The following is a 20,617-nucleotide window of genomic DNA, read 5'->3' on the forward strand; positions in this document are numbered from 1 at the left end:
CATGCTCCCTGTTGACCCTACGTGCTGGGGTGGTCGTGTTACATACCCCACACGTCGAACCGCCTCTGTTGTACGAACTCTCCTTGGCCCGACGAGGTCGGATAGGCCAGGATCGGACCTCATGGACCTGCTGAACACGCTGGTGGACAAGGGGCTTCGGCGCGAGCTGCCGACCCGCGACGAGGCCTTGGCCGTGCTGGCCACCTCCGACGACGAACTCCTCGATGTGGTGGCCGCGGCCGGCAAGGTACGGCGGCAGTGGTTCGGCCGACGGGTGAAACTCAACTATCTGGTCAACCTGAAGTCGGGCCTGTGCCCCGAGGACTGCTCGTACTGCTCCCAGCGGCTCGGCTCCAAGGCCGGGATTCTCAAGTACACCTGGCTCAAGCCGGACCAGGCCTCCGAGGCGGCGGCCGCCGGGCTCGCGGGCGGCGCCAAGCGGGTCTGCCTGGTGGCGAGCGGGCGCGGTCCGACCGACCGTGACGTGGACCGGGTCTCGGACACCATCAAGGCGATCAAGGACCAGAACGAGGGCGTCGAGGTGTGCGCCTGCCTCGGGCTGCTCTCCGACGGCCAGGCCGAGCGGCTGCGCGAGGCCGGCGCGGACGCCTACAACCACAACCTCAACACCTCCGAGGGGACGTACGGGGACATCACGACCACCCACACGTACGCCGACCGGGTGGACACGGTCCAGAAGGCGCACGCGGCGGGCCTGTCCGCCTGCTCGGGCCTGATCGCGGGCATGGGCGAGAGCGACGAGGACCTGGTCGACGTCGTGTACGCACTGCGCGAGCTGGACCCGGACTCGATCCCGGTCAACTTCCTGATCCCCTTCGAGGGCACCCCGCTCGCCAAGGAGTGGAACCTCACCCCGCAGCGCTGTCTGCGCATCCTCGCCATGGTCCGGTTCGTCTGCCCGGACGCCGAGGTGCGGATCGCGGGCGGCCGCGAGGTCCATCTGCGCACGATGCAGCCGCTCGCGCTGCACCTCGCCAACTCGATCTTCCTCGGCGACTACCTCACGAGCGAGGGCCAGGCGGGCAAGGCCGACCTGGACATGATCGCGGACGCCGGATTCGAGGTGGAGCGCACGGAGCAGGTGACGCTGCCGGAGCACCGGGTCACCGCGGGCGGTTGCGGCTCGCACGAGGGCGGCGGCGCCTGCGGATCCGCTCCCGCGCCCCAGCCCAACGAAGCGCGTACGGATCTGGTCGCGGTACGCCGTCGGGGTGCCGGAACGGATCTCGCCCCCAATGCCTGACCTGCCCGGGCCCGGACTGCCGCTGCGCGAGCTGCTCGATCTCGACCGACGGCACGTCTGGCACCCGTACGGGCCGATGCCCGGCCGGCAGGAGCCGCTCGTCGTGGAGTCGGCGAGCGGGGTGCGACTGCGCCTGGCCGACGGCTCGGACGAGCTCATCGACGGCATGTCGTCCTGGTGGTCGGCGATCCACGGCTACAACCACCCGGTGCTCAACGAGGCGGCTCGCGACCAGCTCGGCCGGATGAGCCACGTGATGTTCGGCGGGCTCACGCACGAGCCCGCCGTCCGGCTGGCGAAACGCCTTGTCGACATGTCGCCCGAGGGCCTGGAACATGTCTTCCTCGCGGACTCCGGCTCGGTCTCGGTCGAGGTCGCGGTCAAGATGTGCCTCCAGCACTGGCGTTCGCTCGGCCGCCCGCGCAAGCAGCGCCTGCTGACCTGGCGCGGCGGCTACCACGGCGACACCTGGCAGCCCATGTCGGTGTGCGATCCCGAGGGCGGGATGCACGAGCTGTGGCAGGGCGTCCTGCCTCGGCAGGTCTTCGCGGACGCGCCTCCGGCCGAGTACGAGGAGTCGTACGCCGACCACCTGCGCTCGCTGATCGAGCGCCACGCCGACGAGCTGGCCGCGGTGATCGTGGAGCCGGTGGTGCAGGGCGCGGGCGGGATGCGGTTCCACTCCCCCGCCTATCTGCGGGTGCTGCGCGAGGCGTGCGACGCCCACGACGTGCTGCTCGTGTTCGACGAGATCGCGACCGGCTTCGGGCGCACGGGGACACTGTTCGCGGCGGAGCACGCCGGCGTCACGCCGGATGTGATGTGCGTGGGCAAGGCACTGACCGGCGGATACATGACGATGGCGGCCACGCTGTGCACGGCACGGGTCGCGGACGGAATCTCGCGGGGCGAGGTCCCGGTGCTGGCCCACGGCCCGACCTTCATGGGCAATCCGCTCGCCGCCGCCGTGGCCTGTGCCTCGATCGACCTCCTCCTCGGCCAGGACTGGCAGACCGAGGTCAAACGCATCGGGACGGGGCTGCGGGACGGGCTGGCGCCTGCCGCGGAACTGCCGGGCGTCCGGGACGTACGCGTGCTCGGTGCCATCGGGGTCGTGCAGCTGGACCACGAGGTCGACATGGCGGCGGCGACCCGGGCCGCGGTGCGCGAGGGCGTGTGGCTGCGCCCGTTCCGCGACCTCGTGTACACGATGCCGCCGTACGTCACCGGGGACACGGACGTCGCCCGGATCACGGCCGCGGTGTGCGCCGCGGCCCGGGAGGGATGACATGCCGGTACTGGTGATCACGGGGACGGGCACGGAGGTCGGCAAGACCGTGACGACCGCCGCCGTCGCCGCGGCGGCCCTCGCGGCCGGACGGTCCGTGGCCGTGCTCAAACCGGCCCAGACCGGTGTGCTGCCCGGCGAGTGCGGGGACGCGGACGAGGTGGCGCGGCTCGCGGGCCCGGTGACCACGGTCGAACTCGCCCGCTACCCCGAGCCGTTGGCACCCGCCACGGCCGCCCGACGGGCCGGTCTCGCGCCGGTTCGGCCGAGTGAAGTGGCCGAGGCGACGGCCAAGTTGGCGACTGAGTACGACCTCGTGCTGGTCGAGGGAGCGGGCGGCCTGCTCGTCCGGTTCGACGACGAGGGCGGCACGCTCGCGGACGCGGCACGACTGCTGGACGCCCCGGTCCTGGTGGTCGCTTCGGCAAGCCTGGGCACACTGAACACAACAGAACTGACGGCTCGTGAACTACGGCGCCAAGACCTGGACTTGATCGGCGTCGTCATCGGCAGCTGGCCCGACAACGCGGACCTGGCGTCCCGCTGCAACCTCGCGGACCTGCCGGTATCGGCCGGCGCTCCCCTGCTCGGCGCCCTGCCAGCCGGGGCCGGCACATACCCGGCCCCCGACTTCCGCGCACGCGCGGCAAGTTGGCTGTCTCCCCAACTGGGCGGCACCTGGAACGCCGCCGCGTTCGTTTCAGCCCAGGCCCACTGAACGCGCCCCTCAAGGGGCGCGGGGAACTGCGCGCCCAGCCACAACCAACCCGCAGTCGAAGAACCACACCAGCCGGCCTCCCCCTCACCGCTCCCCCAACAACCGCACCAACTCGATCCGCGACCGAATACCCAACCGCGCGAACACCCCCCGCAGATGGTGGTCGATGGTCCGCGGACTGAGCAGCAACCGCGACGCGATCTCCCGGTTCGTGGCACCCTCCGCAGCCATCCGGGCCACCATGAGCTGCTGCGCGGTGAGCCGCCCGGCGAGGTCGCCCGCGCCACGCTCGGGCGCACCCGTATCCCCCAAGGCACGCAATTCCGCCCGCGCCTGTGCCGCACACTGCGGCGCGCCGAAGTGCTCGAACGCCTCCAGCGCGCTGTGCAGCCGGTCACGGGCCTCCGTACGATGCCGCAGCCGGCGCAGCGCACCGCCGAACAGCAGCTCCGTACGGGCGCGTTCGAAGTCGCGGGTGCCGCCTGCGTGCAGGTCGAGGGCGGTGCGGTAGTGCTCGACGGCCTCGGCACCGGTGGCCAGCAGGGCGCGGCAACGGGCGCTGAGGGCAAGGTCGTCGGGGCTGCGGACGATGCGGGCCCAGTGGTCGTAGTCGGCGTGGGCGGCCCGTGCGACCCGGGTGTCGCCGCCGGTGCGGACGGCGGCCTCCACGTAGTGCGGGGTCGCGAGGTGGCGTACGGCCCGGTGGCCGTGCCCGGGGCCGAAGCCGGCCAGGGCGCGCAGCCGGGACGCGGAGGCCGCGTACCGGCCCGTGCTGAGGTCGAGGAAGGCGAGCGCCCACAGGGCGAGGGCGGCGGGCAGGCCGAGTCCGCGCGCCAGGGCGTAGGTACGGGCCGCCTCGGCGCGCTCCCGGCAGACGTCCTCGTCGCCGGTGACGGCCGCGAACATGGCGAGGGCCGCCTGGAGATGGCAGGCCCCGTTGTCCTGCCCGGTGGTGTACGCCTGCCGCAGGGCGTCCAGCGTGGCGGCTCCGGCGGCGCGTGGGCGCCCCGTCCAGAACTCGGCGTACGCCCGGAACTCCATGGCCTGTGGCACGGTCGCGGCCTCACCCCTGGCCCGGGCGGAGGCGGCGGCCCGTACGGCGGCGGACCCGGCGCGGGTGTGGTCGCCGAGCAGCAGCGCGGCGATCGAGGAGTGGATCAGCAGGGTGGGGTCGCCGCCGGGCCCGCAGCGCCCGGCGGCCGCTTCGAGCAGGTCCCGGGCGTCCGCGTACCGTCCCTCGAACGCGGCGGTCAGTCCGCCGAGCGTGCCCGGCGGCACGATCCCGAACCGGTCGGCGACGGCCGCGGCCTCCCGGCACCGACGCAGGTCGCCGGTGTAGATGGCGGCTTCGGTGGCACGTGCCAGCAGGTGCGCGGCGGCGTCGGGAGCGGCGGTGACCGCACCGTACGCGGCGGCCCGCGCGCCCCGGCCTCCGCCCGCGCTCTCGATCAGCGCGCCGCCGACGGTACGCTCGCACGCCGCCGGATCCGCCCGCTCGCCCGGCCCGACGCCGCGCGCCCCGCCACCCGGCGCCCGCTCCCTCGGCTCCGCTCCGCGCGCCGCCTCTCCGAGCAGCGCGTCGAACGCCTCCGTCGCGTTCCCCGCGCGTAGAGCGAGCAGACCGCTCAGCCCGTCGGTGTCTCCGTGGGCGGCGAGGCGGCGGGCCCGGTCGCCGTCGCCCGAGCGCCAGGCGTCGGCGGCGGCCCGGGCCAGCAGGCGGGGGCGTTCGCGTGGATCGGGGGTCAGTGCGGCGGCCCGTTCGACGAGCGTGCAGGCCAGCGTGTGCTCAGCGGCGGCGCGCGCTTCCTGCGCCGATGCGCGGAGTTCCGCCGCGAGGCGCCGGCTGGGGCCGAGTGCGGCGGCGGCCCGGTGCCAGCACCGCCGGGGCGCCTCGCCCTCGTCGCGCAGGACCCGGGCGAGGAGCCGATGGGCCTCGCGCCGGTCCACGGCGGACGCGCTCTCGTAGGCCGCGATACGGGTCCAGGGGTCGCGGAACACGACCCCGGCGGACGTCGGATGGGCGAGCCCGGCCGCCTCGGCCTCGTCGAGGGGCCCGGTGTCCAGTCGCGCCGCGGCCACGGCCCGCGGAAAGGCGTGGGTGTCGACCGGGTGCTGGTCGGCCGCGGCGATGAGCAGGAGGCGCCGGGTGTCCGGCGCGAGGGTCCGGATCTCCCGCCGGTGGGACCGCAGCAGTGCGGGAGCCGCGGCGGTGGGCTCCGCGGGCAGCGGTTCGAGTCCGGCCAGCTGGTGCTCACTGAGTACGGCGGCGAGTTCCGCGGCCGCGAGCGGATCGCCGTGTACTGCACGCAGCACTCGCACCCGGACGCCTTCGGAAAGTGGGGTTTCCGTGTACGTCCGGGTCGCACCGCCCGGTCTTTCCGGGGCGTTCGTCAGGGGCGGTGGCGAATGCTGCGGGAGAGGCGGGGGATTCACCGAGGTCACCACACCTCTCAGGTTACTGGCGAGTTAAGTGGTGCGTAAAGACCGGCGATTTCGCCGATGCGGCGCGCGGGGATCCCACCTGACACTCCTGGCGAACCCACCCCCACCGGGAGGCATCATGGCCCGCCGCACCCGCATTGCCGGCACGGTCCTCGCGACGGCTCTCGCGTCGCTCTGTCTGCCCCTGTTCACCTCCACCGCCGAGGCCGCGACCCGCAACCCCGTCGTCTTCGTGCACGGCCTGAGCAGTTCGTCGAGCAGTTGGGACGACTGGATCGCCGACTTCAAGGCCGACGGCTACCAGGCGTCCGAGCTCTTCTCCTGGTCCTACGACTGGGGCCAGTCGAACGCCACGACCGCCCAGCAGCTGTCCGCCAAGATCCAGAGCGTGCTCTCCCAGACCGGCGCGTCCAAGGTCGACCTGGTCGTGCACTCCATGGGCGCGCTGAACTCCCGCTACTACCTGAAGAACCTCGGCGGGACCGCGCACGTCGACGACTTCGCCTCCGCGGCCGGCGTGCACCACGGCACCACGACCGCAGGCTGGTGCGGCTGGCTGTATACGTCCTGCAGGGAGATGAACACCGGCAGCGCCTTCCTCACCTCGCTCAATTCGGGCGACGAGACACCGGGCAGCGTCTCCTACGCCAGTTACTGGTCGAACTGCGACGACGCCCTGACCCCCGACACCACCGCCATCCTCAACGGCGCCACCAACGTCGAGGTCGGGTGCGTCTCGCACAACGAGATGAACAACGACCACGGCGTCTACGAGCGGGTACGCGACTTCATCGCCTGACGTACGGGCTTCGGCGCCCGGCACCCCACGATCCCGTCCTGTGGTCCCTGCGCGGCGGGGACCACAGGGCGACCCGGCGAAAGGGCCCTGGGCACGGGACGGGTGAGCGGGCGCGTCCTGGGGGACAATCGCGGTAGACCCAGACCCCCAGGGGAGGTCTCCCATGCGACCGCGCGGCTCCGGAACCACCAAGACCGGCAGCAGGCCCAAGGCCGCCGTGCACCACCCGGTGTTCGCCCGCTTCTACGCCAGGCTCAGCGTCGCCGCCGAGCCCGCGCTCGGTGTCCATCGCGACGAGCTGCTCGCCGGGCTCGCCGGGCGGGTCATCGAGATCGGCGCGGGCAACGGGCTGAACTTCGCCCACTATCCGAGCACGGTCTCGGAGGTCGTCGCCATCGAACCCGAGCGCAGCCTGCGGCAGTTGGCGGTGACCGCGGCCCTGCGCTCCGACGTGCCGGTCGACGTGGTGCCGGGGGTCGCGGAGGCGCTGCCGGTCAAGAGCGAGGCGTTCGACGCGGCCGTGGTCTCCCTGGTGCTGTGCAGCGTACGAGACGTGCCGCGGGCCCTCGCCGAGATCCGCCGGGTGCTGCGCCCCGGTGGCGAACTCCGGTTCTTCGAGCACGGGAAGGGCGGCGGCCGCGTGATGGTCCGCGGCCAGCGCGTGCTGGACCGCACCGTGTGGCCGCTGCTCTTCGGCGGCTGCCACGTGAGCCGGCACACCGTCGGGGCGATCCGGGAAGCCGGGTACGAACTGGGCCCGTACCGGCGATTGCTGGTGCCCGAGAAGGGGCCGCGGATGCCGAGTTCGTACTGTGTGCTCGGCACCGCGCGGCGCCCCGATGCCGAGAGCGCCGAGGGTGCCGGGAGTTAGGGACTCGCCCCGGTAGCGGGCGTCACAGACTCCACGAACGCAGTTCGCCAGCGATGTCGTCGAGCGTCGCCGAACCGGTTTTGACCAGCCGTGCGAGTTCGCGGACCTGCTCGGGTGAGGTGACGACCTTCAGGCCGCTGGCGACTAGGTAGCCGTACGCGACGGCCATGGCGAACATCGCGTTGGAGCGTTCGAGCGCCGGGACGTGCAGCAGGACCTGGAGCAGCGCGGCGGCGCGGGTGTGCGGGGTGTCGTAGACGGGGATGCCGAATATCTCCGCCTCGTGCCGGCTGACGGCGGCGACGAGGGCTCCCCAGTCGGTGACTTGGGGGTCTCCCGGAGTCTTCTGTTCGGCGACCATGAGGAGCCAGGCGAGGTCGACTGTGACGTTCAAGGGTTCAGCGACGACCTTCTCGCTCCGCGCCGAACTCCTCGGCGAAGACGGACTCGTACTGCTTCATGAAGTCGGCGGCGGCCTCCACGAAGGTGTGGCCCGCTTCCCCGGTGTCCTGTCTGACCAGCTCCTCGATGTAGCGGTTGACGCTCATCCCGCGGGCCAGGGCCCGTTCGCGCGCGGCCCGGGCGGTGCCCTCGTCCACGCGCACGTTCAACTGGGTCTTCGGCATACCTCGACGCTAGCGCCGAACTGCTAGCGGTGGCAAGAGGGGCCGGGCATCGAGCGGCTGCCGGTCGACCACCTAAGGGTGCCCCTTACACGGAACTCGGGGTCACCGACCTGCGACGGAGACCACCCGACACTTCGGGGGGATACCGAGTGTGCCCTCCATCACACTAGGCTCGCCCGCGGACACCGAAGTCCCACCTAGGAGGCGGCCTTGTCCACAGCAGCTGCGGAGCACGCCCTCGGGCGCACGGACGCGGAGCGGGTGGCCGCCCGCGCCCGTGCTCTGACGAAGGCCTACGGCTCGGGCGAGACGACCGTGCTCGCCCTCGACTCGGTCGACGTGGACATCGCGCGCGGCCGTTTCACGGCGGTCATGGGGCCTTCGGGCTCGGGAAAGTCCACGCTGATGCACTGTCTGGCGGGGCTCGACACCGTCTCGGCCGGACAGGTCTGGCTGGGCGACACCGAGATCACCGGTCTGAAGGACCGCGAGCTGACCCAGCTGCGCCGGGACCGGATCGGCTTCATGTTCCAGTCGTTCAACCTGATCCCGACGCTGAACGCGGCCGAGAACATCACGCTGCCCATGGACATCGCCGGTCAGAAGCCGGACGAGAAGTGGCTGAACCAGGTGATCGACACCCTCGGGCTGCGCGACCGCCTCAAGCACCGGCCCTCCCAGCTGTCCGGCGGCCAGCAGCAGCGCGTCGCCTGCGCCCGTGCGCTGGCCTCGCGCCCCGAGCTGATCTTCGCGGACGAGCCGACGGGCAACCTCGACTCGCGGGCGGGCCTCGAAGTCCTCGGGTTCCTGCGGGAGGCGGTCGACGACCTGGGGCAGACCGTCGTCATGGTCACGCACGATCCGGGCGCGGCCGCCCACGCCGACCTGGTGCTCTTCCTCGGCGACGGGCGGATCGTGGACGAGATGGCCCGGCCCTCGGCGGAGGCCGTCCTGGAACGCATGAAGAGGTTCGACACGATCCGCGGGACGTTCGAGGGCGACGGCGGCCCCGGCGCCGGCAAGAACGCCGACATGAACAAGGACGACGCAGACGGCGTGACCCAGGACGACGCGACCAAGGACTGACCAAGGACTAGGGACTCAAGGACTAGGGACTGAGGCTTCCGTGCTGAAGGCGACACTCCGGAGTTTCCTCGCGCACAAGGGCCGGCTGCTGCTCTCGGCGCTGGCCGTCATCCTGTCCGTGGCGTTCGTCGCGGGCAGCCTGATCTTCTCGGACACGGTCTCCCGCACCTTCGACCGGCTCTTCGCGTCCACGTCGGCCGACGTGACGGTGAGCCCGAAGGAGGATCTCAAGTCGCAGATCCCCTCCGGGGCCATCCAGACCGTGCCCACCAGCCTCGTGGACCGCATCGCGGACATCGACGGGGTCGCCCTCGCGCGTCCTGACGTGTCCGTCGAGAACATCACCGTCGTCGACAGCGACAACGAGTCGGTGGGCCCGACCACGGGTGCGCCCACCATCGCCGGCGACTGGTACGTCACCGAGCGCAGCCCGGTGGAGCTGACCTCGGGCAAGGCCCCGCGCGGAGCCGGCCAGGCGCTCCTCGACGCGGACACCGCCGACAAGAAGAACGTGGACATCGGCGACACCCTCACCGTGATCGCCCAGCCCGGGTCCTTCAAGGTGGAGGTCGTCGGCATCGCGACCTTCAAGACCACCAACCCGGGCGCCGCACTCGTCTTCCTCGACCCGGCGGTCGCGGAGACCAAGCTGCTGGGCAAGGAGGGAGTCGCCACCAGCATCCAGGTGGACGCGGACCAGGGCGTGAGCGACGCCCAGCTCAAGCAGCGCGTCGCCGCCGAAGTAGGCGCCAACACCTACGAGTTGGAGACGGCCGACGAGCAGGCCGAGACCGCCGCGTCCCAACTGGGCGGATTCCTCGACGTGATCAAGTACGTGATGCTCGGCTTCGCCGGAATCGCGGTGCTGGTCGGGGTCTTCCTGATCGTCAACACCTTCTCCATGCTGATCGCCCAACGCACGCGTGAACTGGGCCTGTTGCGCGCCCTCGGCGCCGACCGGCGACAGGTGCGCCGCTCCGTCCTCACGGAGGCGATTCTGCTGGGTCTTGTCGGCTCGACGCTCGGCCTCGCCGCGGGGATCGGGCTCGCGATCGGGCTGATCGAGCTCATGGGCCTGTTCGGCATGAACCTCAACACGGCCGAGATGGTCATCGGCTGGGCGACACCCCTCGCGTCGTACGTCGTCGGGGTCGGCGTCACCTTCGTGGCGGCGTATCTGCCGGCCCGCCGGGCGGCCGGTGTGTCGCCGATGGCCGCGCTGGCGGACGCGGAGATCGCCGGTGTGGGGCGGCCGTTGCGGGTGCGGGCGGTGGTGGGGCTGATCATCGGCGCGCTGGGTGCCGCGGCACTCGTGGGCTGTGTGACGGCCACCGAGACCGCCTCCGCGGCTTCCCTGCTGGGACTCGGCGTCGTCCTGACGCTCATCGCGACCGTGATCGCGGGCCCGCTGCTCGTCCGTCCGGTCATCCGCGTGCTCGGCGGCGTGTTCCCGGCCGTCTTCGGCTCGATCGGCCGGATGAGCCAGCGCAACGCGCTGCGCAACCCGCGCCGCACCGGCGCCACCGCGGCCGCGCTGATGGTGGGCCTCGCCCTGGTCGGCGGGATGTCCGTGGCGAGCGCGTCCATGACCAAGTCCTTCGACGACCAGATCGACAAGACGCTGGGCGCGGACTTCGTGGTGCAGAACAGCAACTTCCTGCCGTTCCCGCGGGAGGTCACCGAGAAGGTGCGCGACACGGAGGGCGCGGGACTCGTCGTACGCCAGCGGTTCACCCCGGTCGCCGTCCGGCTGCCGGACGGCGAGCGCGTCGAGACGACCGCGGCGGCCTACGAACCGGATCTCGACGAGGTCGCCCGCATCACGTACGCCCAGGGGGACACGGCCGCCGCGCTCGGGGCCGGGAACATCGCCATGGACGCCGACTTCGCCAAGGACCACGACGTACGCGTCGGCAGCGCGATCCCCGTCGAGTTCCCGGCCGGAAAGCGGGCCGAGCTGACGGTGGCCGCGCTGACCGACCAGGACGCCGCCGAGGGCTTCGGAACGCAGGGCGGGCTGTTCTTCGGCTTCGAGACGATCGAGAGGCACGTGCCCGGCGCGCAGGACTCCGCGCTGTACGTGAACACGGCCTCGGGCACCCCCGCCGACACCCTGCGCACCAACCTCGACAAGACCCTCGACCCGTATCCGCAGGTGCAGGTCCGCGACCTGGCCGACTACAAGAAGCTGATCCATGATCAGATCGCCGTACTGCTCTACCTGGTGTACGCCTTGCTGGGACTCGCGATCGTCATCGCGGTGCTCGGCGTGGTCAACACCCTCGCCCTGTCGGTCGTCGAGCGCACCCGCGAGATCGGGCTGCTGCGGGCGATCGGGCTCGCCAGGCGGCAGTTGCGGCGGATGATCCGGCTGGAGTCGGTGGTGATCGCCGTGTTCGGCGCGGTCCTCGGGCTCGCGCTCGGGCTCGTGTGGGGCGTGTGCGTGCAGCAGGTCCTCGCCCTGCAGGGGATGAACGCGCTCGCGATCCCCTGGGGCACCATCGTCGCGGTCGTGGTGGGGTCGGCCGTCGTGGGCATCGTGGCGGCACTGCTGCCCGCGTTGCGCGCATCCCGCATGAACGTACTGGCGGCCATCGCACACGAGTGATTGACTCGCACCGCGTACGCGAAGCACTCAAGTCGCTTGCAGGTGAGGAGAGTTCATGCCGCGCCCCTTCCGCTTCGGCGCCAGTCTGGTCACCCCCACCCCCTCCGACGAATGGCGCGCCAAGTGCCGCCGGGCCGAGGAGCTCGGCTACGACGTGATCCTGGTCCCCGACCACCTCGGCATGCCCGCGCCGTTCCCGGCGCTGGTCGCCGCGGCCGAGGCGACCGAGCGGCCGCGCCTGGGCACGTTCGTGCTCAACGCCGGCTTCTGGAACCCGACGCTGCTGGCCCGCGAGGTCGCCACCACGGACGCGCTCACCGGCGGCCGCCTCGAACTCGGCCTCGGCACCGGATACGTACAGGCGGAGCACGACACGGCCGGTCTGCCGTACGGTTCGCCGCGCGAGCGCGTGGACCATCTGCTGCGTACGGTCGAGGAGTTGGAGCGGCTGCTCGGTTCGGAGGAGCAGCAGCCGCGCCCCGTGCAGAAACGGGTGCCGCTGCTCATCGGCGGCAACGGCGACCGGATGCTGCGGCTGACCGCCGAGCACGCCGACATCGCGGCCTTCCCCGCCGCGCGCTCGGTACCGGGCAGCACGACGGGGACGCTGGAAGCGCTCACCGCGGAGGCGATCGACGACCGGGTGGCGGCCTACCACCGCCTCGCCGCCGGCCGTCCCGAACCCGCCGAGCTGAACCTGCTCCTCCAGATGGTCATCATCACCGAGGACCGGCAGGCCGCGGTCCAGCCACTGCTGACCCACCTGCCGTACCTCACCGAGGAGCAGATCCTGGAGCTGCCCATCGTCCTGGTCGGCACGCTCGACCAGATCACGGAACAGGTGCGGGCGGTGCGGGAGCGGTACGGCTTCTCGTATCTGACGGTGCTGGAGCCGTACATGGAGGCGTTCGGATCGGTGATCGCGGAGTTGCGCGGGGAGTGACGCCTACGGGGAAGTCCACGGGGAAGCCCCGGGGAGAGCTGTTGTCCGGATCGTGGAATTCGGTGTCCGCGCGCGACGCCCGTGATGGGATCGGGCCATGACTGATCTTCGGACAAGGCCCGCCACACCCGGCGACCTCGACGCCGTACTCGCCTTCTGGAAGACGGCCGCCGAGGGCACGAGCATCAGCGACGACCGGGAGGGCGTGGAGCGGCTCGTCGCCCGCGATCCCGAGGCGCTGATCCTGGCCGAGCTGGGCGGGGAACTCGTGGGCACGGTCATCGCGGGCTTCGACGGCTGGCGCTGCCATCTCTACCGGCTCGCGGTGCGGCCGGACCGGCGGCGCCAGGGCATCGGTTCGGCGCTCCTCGCCGCGGCCGAGGAGCGGTTCGTACGGCTCGGCGGGCGCCGTGGCGACGCGATGGTGCTGGCGCGGAACGAGACGGCACACCATGCCTGGCGGGCGGCGGGGTACACACCCGAGGAGCACTGGCGGCGCTGGGTGAAGCCGCTGACCGGGTGACCGAAACACGGGATGCCGGGTGACCGAAGCACGGGACTTTGCTGATCTTTTGCCATCGAAAGATCAGGCCGTACCCCCAGGAAAGGTGTGAGCGTCGGCCCATGGGCGAGCCTCCCAGCAGTAGGCGGCCCGGCGGTCCGCCGCGTCGACATCGCGCGATTCCCCCGCCCCTGGCCGATCATGGGACGGAGGTGACCCGATGACCGAAGTGCTTCTCCTCGCCGTGGCGGTGCTGCTCTCGCTGGCCTGCGGCGCCTTCGTCGCGGCGGAGTTCTCGCTGACCACGGTCGAGCGCAGCCAGCTGGAACGGGCCGTCGAGCGCGGCGAGGTCGGCGCCTCGGGCGCCCTCAAAGCCGTACGGAATCTCACCTTCCAGCTCTCCGGCGCCCAGCTGGGCATCACCGTCACCAACCTGGTCGTCGGCATGCTCGCCGAGCCGTCCATCGGCAAGATGACCGCCGGGCCGCTGGAGGCCGCCGGTGTACCGGAATCCGCCTCCTCGTCCGTCGCGCTGGTCCTGGGTACGGCCCTGTCGACGGTCTTCCTGATGGTCGTCGGCGAGCTGGTGCCCAAGAACTGGGCGATCTCCTCGCCGCTCGCCGTGGCCAAGCGGGTGGCGACGCCGCAGCGCTGGTTCAGTGCGCTGTTCCGCCCCTTCATCACCCATCTCAACAACACGGCCAACCGTGTCGTACGCCGCTTCGGCATCGAGCCCGCCGAGGAGCTGGCGTCGGCCCGCGGCCCGCAGGAGCTGGTCGCGCTGGCCCGGCACTCCGCGAAACAGGGCGCCCTGGAGGCGGACACCGCCGAACTGTTCGTGCGCACGCTGAACCTCGCGGACCTCACCGCGGAGAACGTGATGACGCCGCGCGTCCAGGTCATCGCCCTCGACGTCCAGGCGACCTGCGAGGACGTGGCGAACGCGACGCGGGCGACCGGTCTTTCCCGGTTCCCGGTCTACCGCGGCAACCTCGACTCGGTCGTGGGCGTGGCGCACATCAAGGACGTCATCGCCGTGCCCGCCGGGCGCCGGGCTCGTACCTCCGTGTCACAGCTGATGCGCGAGCCCCTGCTCGTACCGGAGTCACTCACCGTCGAGCGGCTCCTGGACCGGCTCTCCGGCAAGCGGACGATGGCCGTCGTCATCGACGAGTACGGCGGCACCGCCGGCGTCGCCACCCTGGAGGACATCGTCGAGGAGGTCGTCGGCGAGGTGCGGGACGAGCACGATCCGCACGAGCGGCCCGATCTGGCCCCGGCCGGCGAGGACGACGAGGGCCGCACGCGGTACTCCGCCGACGGCTCGGCCCGTATCGACCGGCTCGCCCGCGTCGGGCTGCGGGTGCCCGACGGACCGTACGAGACGCTCGCGGGCCTGGTCGCGGCCGAACTCGGGCGCATCCCCGCCGAGGGGGACAGCGTCGAGGTCGCCGGCTGGCGCCTTGAGGTGGTGGACGCCTCGGGGCGTCGGGCCGCACGGGTGCTGCTGCACGGGCCACGCCCCGCGGACGATCCCGCGGACGGCTCCGGACGAGAGGGCGCGCGATGACCGCCGTACAACTGCTGATCGGTCTGGCGACACTCGTCGTGAACGCCTTCTTCGTGGGCGCCGAGTTCGCGCTGATCTCCGTGCGCCGCAGCCAGATCGAGCCGTATGCCGAGGAGGGCGACCGGCGGGCGCGCAGCGTGCTGTGGGGTCTCGAACACGTCTCCGCGCTGATGGCGGCCGCACAGCTCGGCATCACGCTGTGCACGCTGGTCCTGGGTGTGGTCGCGGAGCCCGCGATCGCGCATCTGCTGGAGCCGTTGTTCCACGCGGTGGGGGTGTCGACCGGTACGGGCCACGCGATCTCGTTCGTGATCGCGCTCGCCCTGGCCACGTATCTGCACATGCTCCTCGGCGAGATGGTGCCGAAGAACATCGCGCTCGCCGAGCCGGTGCGCTCGGCGCTGCTGCTCGGCCCGCCGCTGGTCGCGCTGTCCCGGGCGCTGCGACCGGTGATCTTCACGATCAACGCGTTCGCGAACGGGCTGCTGAAGCTGTTGCGGGTCGAGGTGCGGGACGAGGTGTCCGCGACCTTCTCGGACACGGAACTGGCCCGGCTGGTCAAGGACTCCAGCGAGGCCGGGCTCATCGGCGACCGCGCCCAGGAGCGGCTGCACGACGCGCTGGAACTGGGGCGCCGTCCGGTACGGGACGTGGTGCTGCCGCTGGAAAGCGTCGTCTACGCGCGCGTGGGCGTCACGCCCGAGCAACTGGAGGCGCTGTCGGCCGAGTCCGGCTTCTCCCGCTTCCCCGTCGTGGACGAGGGGCGGCGCATCGTCGCCTACCTCCACGTCAAGGACGCGCTGGACGCGATGCCGCGGGACCTGCCGTTCCGGGTCCAGGACATGCGGTCCATCGCCCGCGTACGGGAGAGCACACCGCTGGACGACGTCCTCACGGCGATGCGGCGGAGTCGTACGCATCTGGCGGCGGTGCTGGGCGGGGACGGACGGCTGGCGGGGCTGGTGACGATGGAGGACGTGCTGAGGGAGTTGTTCGGGCAGCCGGTGTGAACGGGCGAGGGGCGGCGGCTCGGGATCGGGGATTTGAGGTGGGTGTCCGGAGGTCGGGCGGCAGACCGGTGGGTATGTGCACGGGATATCATCTCTTCCGCCATGCAGACGAATGCCACCTACACCAGTCTTGTCGCGGTCGGCGACTCCTTCACCGAGGGCATGTCGGACCGCCTCCCCGATGGCTCGTACCGGGGCTGGGCCGACCTCCTCGCGGCCCGGATGGCCGCCACGACACCCGGTTTCCGGTACGCCAACCTCGCGGTGCGCGGCAAGCTCATCGGACAGATCGTCGCAGAGCAGATCGACGTGGCGGCGGCGATGAAGCCGGACGTGATCACGCTGGTCGGCGGGCTCAATGACACGTTGCGGCCCAAGTGCGACATGGGGCGGGTCCGCGGCCTCCTGGAAGAGGCGGTGGAGGGACTCGCACCGGCCTGCAAGCAGCTGGTCCTGATGCGCAGCCCCGGCCGCCAGGGCCCGGTCCTGGAACGGTTCCGCCCGCGCATGGAGGAACTGTTCGCGTGCGTCGACGAGCTCGCGTCCCGGCACGGCGCCCTCGTGGTCGACCTCTACGGAGCCCCTTCGCTCGGCGACCCCCGCATGTGGGACGTGGACCGGCTGCATCTGACGGGCGAGGGGCACCGGCGGGTCGCGGAGGCCGTGTGGCAGACGCTCGGGTACGAGGGCGAGGACACCGAGTGGCGTACGCCGATGCCACCCTCCGCCCCGCCGGGGTGGGCCGCCCGCCGCACCGCCGACGCGCGCTTCGCCCGGCAGTACCTGCTGCCGTGGATAGGCCGCCGTCTGACGGGCCGCTCTTCGGGCGACGGCCGCCCGGCGAAACGACCCGAGCTGCTGCCGTACGACGGGCCGGTGGCGTAGGAAGGTACGAGGCTTGAGCGGCCGGAGGACTTGGCCGACGCCGAGCCTCGAGCGGCCGGGGGACGTGGCCCGCGCCGAGCCCTGCCGGTGGCGTCCGCGGCCCGCGCATCGCATGATCGGGCTCACTGCCACATCGCCTGTACGGACCCACTGGCCGGTCGGGGTTCTCGGCCTCACCGCCCGGTCGGGCTCACGCCCCCGCCACCTGATCGGGTGCGGGGCCGGGTACCTGAAGGGAGACCCGTGTGACCACCACCGTGATCAACCTCAAGGGACGTATCCACGACTTCGGCCCTCGGCTGGAGCGCGCCCCCGCGGACCTGGTCTACGTCGGCCGCCGCTGGACGATGGGGCACTGGGACCTCCCCCAGCACCCGCTCTACAACCCGTTCGCCTACGACTCCGCGACCAGGAAGCGTGACGGCACCCGCGCCGAGGTCATGGCCAAGTACCGGGCGTACCTTCTCGAACGCCCCGACCTCCTCGCCCGGGTGCCGGAGCTGCGCGGCAGGACGCTGGCCTGCTGGTGCGCGCCGGAACTGTGCCACGGCGACATCCTGGCGGAACTGGCCGACGCGGGGTCGTAGTACAAGAACCCCTGGATCCGTCAGAAGGGCCCTGAGGCCGGCCGCACCGCCGGCCCGGCAACCGAGGGCGCCGAGCCGAGGTGCGGGTCAGAGCCGGCTGTTGCTACTTGCTCACCGCGAAGCGCATCAGGGCCTGCTCGTCACCCTGCTTGATCTTCCCGACCTCGTTGATCACCTGGAGCTTCCAACCCCCGCCGACGCGCATCGCCTTGGCCACGGCGCAGGCGTTGTCGCTGCCGAGCAGGCTCGGCCAGATGTCGGCGACCTGCTGGGTGCTGCCGCCGGTCGCGTCGTACACCTTGAAGCTGATGTTCCGCGCCTTCTGGAAGGAGCTGTGCTTCTTGTACGCGGCGGCGATGAACACGACGGACGTGATGTTGGGCGGGATCCTGGCGAAGTCGACGGTCACCGTCTCGTCGTCTCCGTCCCCCTTGCCGGTCTGGTTGTCACCGCTGTGCTGCAGCGAGCCGTTGCCCAGCGGGTCCAGCGAGTCGAGGCCCGCGAGACGCACCGGCTCCGCGCCCTGCATCGCGATGGCGATCAGGTCGAGGTCGGTGCCGGCCTTCTGACGGAGCTTGCCCATCAGGCCGCCGCTGCTCCCGACCGTGGGGTCCCAGGACGCCCCGATGGTCAGATGGGTGACGCCGTCCAGATCTGCTGGGCCGTCTTCCTTCGTAAGCGTGATCATGCGTGCTCCCTCTTCATGTGGACACCAACTCGTGAAGTCTGCCTGGAGCTCTCGGTTCTCGGCACACCAGGTTCGGAAACAGCCGGTTTGTTCCCTCGCACGGGGCCTGCCTGCACAACGTCCGGGAGTCGGAGTCAGTGCCGCCCCCGGATGACCGGGGCTGCCGCTGTCTCACGGTTGCGGCGTGCGACGGCTGCCCTGACCGCGTCTGACCTGGACATCCTGGGCCGGGCGGACGTTGAAGGGCGGCCGCGCACGACAGGTAAACTCCCTCCACGTGACTGCCGCTCCTGCAAAGCCCCGTATCCCGAACGTCCTCGCCGGCCGCTATGCCTCGGCCGAGCTCGCCACCCTGTGGTCCCCCGAGCAGAAGGTGAAGCTGGAGCGTCAGCTCTGGCTCGCCGTGCTGCGGGCGCAGAAGGACCTCGGCATCGAGGTGCCGGACGCCGCCCTCGCCGACTACGAGCGCGTCCTCGACCAGGTCGACCTGGCCTCGATCGCCGAGCGCGAGAAGGTCACGCGGCACGATGTGAAGGCGCGGATCGAGGAGTTCAACGACCTCGCGGGCCACGAGCACGTACACAAGGGCATGACCTCCCGTGACCTCACCGAGAACGTGGAGCAGCTCCAGATCCGCCTCTCCCTGGAGCTGATCCGGGACCGCGCGGTGGCCGTCCTGGCGCGTCTCGGCAAACTCGCGGGCGAGTACGGCGAACTGGTCATGGCGGGCCGCTCGCACAACGTCGCCGCGCAGGCCACCACCCTCGGCAAGCGGTTCGCGACCGCCGCCGACGAGCTGCTCGTCGCGTACGGCCGGGTGGAGGAGCTCCTCGGCCGCTACCCGTTGCGCGGCATCAAGGGCCCGGTGGGCACGGCCCAGGACATGCTCGACCTGCTGGGCGGGGACGCGGGGAAGCTCGCGGACCTGGAGCAGCGGATCGCCCGGCACCTCGGCTTCGCGCAGGCGTTCACGTCCGTCGGCCAGGTCTACCCGCGCTCCCTCGACTACGAGGTCGTCACCGCGCTGGTGCAGGTGGCCGCGGCGCCTTCGTCGGTCGCGAAGACGATCCGGCTGATGGCCGGGCACGAGCTGGTCACCGAGGGCTTCAAGCCGGGCCAGGTCGGCTCCTCCGCGATGCCGCACAAGATGAACACCCGCTCCTGCGAGCGTGTCAACGGCCTGATGGTGATTCTGCGCGGCTACGCCTCGATGACGGGCGAGCTGGCGGGCGACCAGTGGAACGAGGGCGACGTGTCCTGCTCGGTGGTGCGCCGGGTCGCGCTGCCCGACGCGTTCTTCGCGCTCGACGGCCTCCTGGAGACCTTCCTCACCGTCCTCGACGAGTTCGGCGCCTTCCCGGCCGTCGTCGCGCGCGAACTGGACCGCTACCTGCCGTTCCTCGCCACCACCAAGGTCCTGATGGGCGCTGTGCGTGCGGGCGTCGGGCGTGAGGTCGCGCACGAGGCCATCAAGGAGAACGCCGTCGCCTCCGCTCTCGCCATGCGCGAGCAGGGCGCCGAGCGCAACGAGCTGCTGGACAAGCTGGCCGCCGACGAGCGCATTCCGCTGGACCGGGCGGGGCTCGACGCGCTGATGGCCGACAAGCTGTCCTTCACGGGCGCCGCCGCCGACCAGGTGGCCGCGGTCGTGGCGCGCATCGAGGAGATCGTCAAGCAGCACCCGGCGGCCGCGGGCTACACGCCGGGGGCGATCCTCTGACGCGGCTCACTCCCGCGGACCTGGAGGCCGCCCGCGACCGGCTCGTACCTGATGTCGTCGCGGATGGTCTCCAGGTGCTGTTCTGCGGCATCAACCCCGGACTCATGACGGCCGCGACGGGCCACCACTTCGCCCGCCCGGGCAATCGCTTCTGGCCGGTCCTGCATCTGTCCGGCTTCACGCCCCGGCTGCTGAAGCCGTCGGAGCAGGGCGAGTTGCTCTCGTACGGGCTCGGCATCACCAATGTGGTGGCGCGGGCGACCGCCCGGGCCGACGAGCTGAGCGCGGACGAGTACCGGGAGGGCGGGCGGCTGCTCGCCGCCAAGGTGGAGCTGCTGCGGCCTCGGTGGCTCGCGGTGGTGGGCGTGACGGCGTACAGGGCGGCCTTCGACGACCGCAAGGCGGCGGTGGGGCCGCAGGAGCGGATGTTCGGGGCCACTCGGGTGTGGGTGCTGCCGAACCCCAGTGGTCTGAACGCTCATTGGACGGCGGCGACGATGGCTGAGGAGTTCGGGCGGTTGCGGGACGCCGCGCGGGCTTAGCAGGTCATGGCGGGTCCATCTCCGTGACGAGGACGACGAGTTGGATCTCCTGTGTTTCGCTCGGGCGGGAAACGCCCACGGCGATCCAGCGGCCGGTGCCGTCCGACTGCCACAGGTGCATGTTCCCCACGCGTCGGCTGAAGAGCGACCATGGCTCCGGTATCGACTCGTCGGGGTCCGAGGAGCGGATGAGGACACCGTCGAGACCTGTGCGATACGGCTTCCCCCAACGATCACTCAGTCGCTGCGAGATGTGGTCCACGTAGGCCTCGAACTGCTCCGCGGTCTCCTCTCGCTGCGAGCCGTCGCCCTCCGCGAGGCCGTAGCTGCTCTCTAACTCGGCCAGGTGGAAACCGGGTCCCCCGATGCCGACGTCCGAGCTGCCGTGCTCCTCGGGGAAGGCCAAGGAGCACAGCAGGTCGATCGTGGCGACATGCCGCTTGATGGTCATGCCCTCCAGTAAACCGG

The 20,617-nt window shown here is 71.4% G+C and carries 20 protein-coding genes; 15 read left to right on the plus strand and 5 right to left on the minus strand.

Features of this window, described 5'->3' with window-relative positions:
• Nucleotides 1–121: 121 nt before the first annotated feature.
• From bioB to bioD, 3 genes are read left to right on the plus strand one after another with little or no spacing between them, the layout of a single operon-like run.
• Nucleotides 122–1,264, plus strand: a complete 1,143-nt coding sequence (bioB, locus tag AB0I18_RS22380) for a biotin synthase BioB (RefSeq protein WP_363107312.1) — start codon at nt 122–124, stop codon at nt 1,262–1,264.
• On the plus strand, nt 1,257–2,552 hold the full coding sequence (locus AB0I18_RS22385; protein ID WP_363107313.1) for an adenosylmethionine--8-amino-7-oxononanoate transaminase: 1,296 nt from the start codon (nt 1,257–1,259) through the stop codon (nt 2,550–2,552). Before bioB ends, AB0I18_RS22385 begins: the two co-directional genes overlap by 8 nt.
• Nucleotide 2,553: 1 nt before the next feature.
• Entirely contained in the window at nt 2,554–3,270 is a 717-nt protein-coding gene (gene bioD / locus AB0I18_RS22390) for a dethiobiotin synthase (protein ID WP_363107314.1), read from the plus strand.
• An 84-nt stretch (nt 3,271–3,354) separates the two neighbouring features.
• Here bioD and AB0I18_RS22395 read toward each other — a convergent pair whose 3' ends face one another.
• Nucleotides 3,355–5,589, minus strand: coding sequence for a LuxR C-terminal-related transcriptional regulator (locus AB0I18_RS22395; RefSeq protein WP_363107315.1), 2,235 nt, complete (start codon nt 5,587–5,589; stop codon nt 3,355–3,357).
• Between the two features lie 241 nt (nt 5,590–5,830).
• Between AB0I18_RS22395 and AB0I18_RS22400 the strand changes: the two genes are divergently transcribed.
• Complete coding sequence (locus AB0I18_RS22400; RefSeq protein ID WP_363107316.1) at nt 5,831–6,511, plus strand: triacylglycerol lipase; 681 nt, start codon at nt 5,831–5,833, stop codon at nt 6,509–6,511.
• Between the two features lie 163 nt (nt 6,512–6,674).
• Nucleotides 6,675–7,382: a class I SAM-dependent methyltransferase gene (locus AB0I18_RS22405; protein WP_363107317.1), complete on the plus strand. Its 708-nt coding sequence runs from the start codon at nt 6,675–6,677 to the stop codon at nt 7,380–7,382.
• A gap of 22 nt (nt 7,383–7,404) precedes the next feature.
• Here AB0I18_RS22405 and AB0I18_RS22410 read toward each other — a convergent pair whose 3' ends face one another.
• Together AB0I18_RS22410 and AB0I18_RS22415 are read right to left on the minus strand one after the other, a co-directional pair.
• Nucleotides 7,405–7,743 (minus strand): fic family toxin-antitoxin system, toxin component, encoded by a 339-nt coding sequence (locus AB0I18_RS22410; protein ID WP_363107375.1) that lies wholly within the window; start codon nt 7,741–7,743, stop codon nt 7,405–7,407.
• A 37-nt stretch (nt 7,744–7,780) separates the two neighbouring features.
• Entirely contained in the window at nt 7,781–8,008 is a 228-nt protein-coding gene (locus tag AB0I18_RS22415) for an antitoxin (protein WP_363107318.1), read from the minus strand.
• 210 nt (nt 8,009–8,218) lie between these two features.
• Here AB0I18_RS22415 and AB0I18_RS22420 point away from each other — a divergent pair, with 210 nt between their 5' ends.
• The 8 genes from AB0I18_RS22420 to AB0I18_RS22455 all read left to right on the plus strand — a co-directional run bounded on the left by AB0I18_RS22420 (nt 8,219) and on the right by AB0I18_RS22455 (nt 17,199).
• On the plus strand, nt 8,219–9,094 hold the full coding sequence (locus AB0I18_RS22420; RefSeq protein ID WP_363107319.1) for an ABC transporter ATP-binding protein: 876 nt from the start codon (nt 8,219–8,221) through the stop codon (nt 9,092–9,094).
• A 40-nt stretch (nt 9,095–9,134) separates the two neighbouring features.
• The gene (locus AB0I18_RS22425) at nt 9,135–11,702 is read left to right on the plus strand and encodes an FtsX-like permease family protein (RefSeq protein ID WP_363107320.1); all 2,568 of its coding nucleotides are present in this window, start codon (nt 9,135–9,137) and stop codon (nt 11,700–11,702) included.
• Nucleotides 11,703–11,757: 55 nt separating this feature from the next.
• Entirely contained in the window at nt 11,758–12,645 is an 888-nt protein-coding gene (locus tag AB0I18_RS22430; RefSeq protein WP_363107321.1) for an LLM class F420-dependent oxidoreductase, read from the plus strand.
• A gap of 97 nt (nt 12,646–12,742) precedes the next feature.
• Nucleotides 12,743–13,168: a GNAT family N-acetyltransferase gene (locus AB0I18_RS22435; protein WP_363107322.1), complete on the plus strand. Its 426-nt coding sequence runs from the start codon at nt 12,743–12,745 to the stop codon at nt 13,166–13,168.
• 199 nt (nt 13,169–13,367) lie between these two features.
• Nucleotides 13,368–14,717, plus strand: a complete 1,350-nt coding sequence (locus AB0I18_RS22440) for a hemolysin family protein (protein ID WP_363107323.1) — start codon at nt 13,368–13,370, stop codon at nt 14,715–14,717.
• Complete coding sequence (locus AB0I18_RS22445) at nt 14,714–15,727, plus strand: hemolysin family protein (RefSeq protein WP_363107324.1); 1,014 nt, start codon at nt 14,714–14,716, stop codon at nt 15,725–15,727. The genes AB0I18_RS22440 and AB0I18_RS22445 overlap by 4 nt, the downstream gene beginning before the upstream one ends.
• Nucleotides 15,728–15,829: 102 nt before the next feature.
• Nucleotides 15,830–16,612, plus strand: coding sequence for an SGNH/GDSL hydrolase family protein (locus AB0I18_RS22450; RefSeq protein WP_363107325.1), 783 nt, complete (start codon nt 15,830–15,832; stop codon nt 16,610–16,612).
• A 245-nt stretch (nt 16,613–16,857) separates the two neighbouring features.
• Complete coding sequence (locus tag AB0I18_RS22455; RefSeq protein ID WP_363107326.1) at nt 16,858–17,199, plus strand: DUF4326 domain-containing protein; 342 nt, start codon at nt 16,858–16,860, stop codon at nt 17,197–17,199.
• 103 nt (nt 17,200–17,302) lie between these two features.
• On the opposite strand, the gene AB0I18_RS22460 is transcribed toward AB0I18_RS22455, so the two are convergent.
• Entirely contained in the window at nt 17,303–17,887 is a 585-nt protein-coding gene (locus tag AB0I18_RS22460) for a TerD family protein (RefSeq protein ID WP_363107327.1), read from the minus strand.
• Nucleotides 17,888–18,164: 277 nt separating this feature from the next.
• On the opposite strand from AB0I18_RS22460, the gene purB reads away from it, so the two are divergent.
• Together purB and mug are read left to right on the plus strand one after the other, a co-directional pair.
• Nucleotides 18,165–19,607: an adenylosuccinate lyase gene (gene purB, locus AB0I18_RS22465; protein WP_363107328.1), complete on the plus strand. Its 1,443-nt coding sequence runs from the start codon at nt 18,165–18,167 to the stop codon at nt 19,605–19,607.
• Entirely contained in the window at nt 19,604–20,149 is a 546-nt protein-coding gene (mug, locus tag AB0I18_RS22470; protein WP_363107376.1) for a G/U mismatch-specific DNA glycosylase, read from the plus strand. The genes purB and mug overlap by 4 nt, the downstream gene beginning before the upstream one ends.
• Before the next feature lie 4 nt (nt 20,150–20,153).
• Here mug and AB0I18_RS22475 read toward each other — a convergent pair whose 3' ends face one another.
• Nucleotides 20,154–20,600 (minus strand): hypothetical protein, encoded by a 447-nt coding sequence (locus AB0I18_RS22475; RefSeq protein WP_363107329.1) that lies wholly within the window; start codon nt 20,598–20,600, stop codon nt 20,154–20,156.
• Nucleotides 20,601–20,617 lie beyond the last annotated feature (17 nt).

The sequence above is a fragment of the Streptomyces sp. NPDC050704 genome, from assembly GCF_040654355.1.
Taxonomy (GTDB): Bacteria; Actinomycetota; Actinomycetes; order Streptomycetales; family Streptomycetaceae; genus Streptomyces.

Bases quoted from the DNA above. Each gene is read 5' to 3' on its own strand.
- bioB (WP_363107312.1), top strand. From the start codon at position 122: ATGGACCTGCTGAACACGCTGGTGGACAAGGGGCTTCGGCGCGAGCTG.
- AB0I18_RS22385 (WP_363107313.1), top strand. From the start codon at position 1,257: ATGCCTGACCTGCCCGGGCCCGGACTGCCGCTGCGCGAGCTGCTCGAT.
- bioD (WP_363107314.1), top strand. From the start codon at position 2,554: ATGCCGGTACTGGTGATCACGGGGACGGGCACGGAGGTCGGCAAGACC.
- AB0I18_RS22400 (WP_363107316.1), top strand. From the start codon at position 5,831: ATGGCCCGCCGCACCCGCATTGCCGGCACGGTCCTCGCGACGGCTCTC.
- AB0I18_RS22405 (WP_363107317.1), top strand. From the start codon at position 6,675: ATGCGACCGCGCGGCTCCGGAACCACCAAGACCGGCAGCAGGCCCAAG.
- AB0I18_RS22410 (WP_363107375.1), bottom strand. From the start codon at position 7,743: ATGGTCGCCGAACAGAAGACTCCGGGAGACCCCCAAGTCACCGACTGG.
- AB0I18_RS22415 (WP_363107318.1), bottom strand. From the start codon at position 8,008: ATGCCGAAGACCCAGTTGAACGTGCGCGTGGACGAGGGCACCGCCCGG.
- AB0I18_RS22430 (WP_363107321.1), top strand. From the start codon at position 11,758: ATGCCGCGCCCCTTCCGCTTCGGCGCCAGTCTGGTCACCCCCACCCCC.
- AB0I18_RS22435 (WP_363107322.1), top strand. From the start codon at position 12,743: ATGACTGATCTTCGGACAAGGCCCGCCACACCCGGCGACCTCGACGCC.
- AB0I18_RS22440 (WP_363107323.1), top strand. From the start codon at position 13,368: ATGACCGAAGTGCTTCTCCTCGCCGTGGCGGTGCTGCTCTCGCTGGCC.
- AB0I18_RS22445 (WP_363107324.1), top strand. From the start codon at position 14,714: ATGACCGCCGTACAACTGCTGATCGGTCTGGCGACACTCGTCGTGAAC.
- AB0I18_RS22450 (WP_363107325.1), top strand. From the start codon at position 15,830: ATGCAGACGAATGCCACCTACACCAGTCTTGTCGCGGTCGGCGACTCC.
- AB0I18_RS22460 (WP_363107327.1), bottom strand. From the start codon at position 17,887: ATGATCACGCTTACGAAGGAAGACGGCCCAGCAGATCTGGACGGCGTC.
- AB0I18_RS22475 (WP_363107329.1), bottom strand. From the start codon at position 20,600: ATGACCATCAAGCGGCATGTCGCCACGATCGACCTGCTGTGCTCCTTG.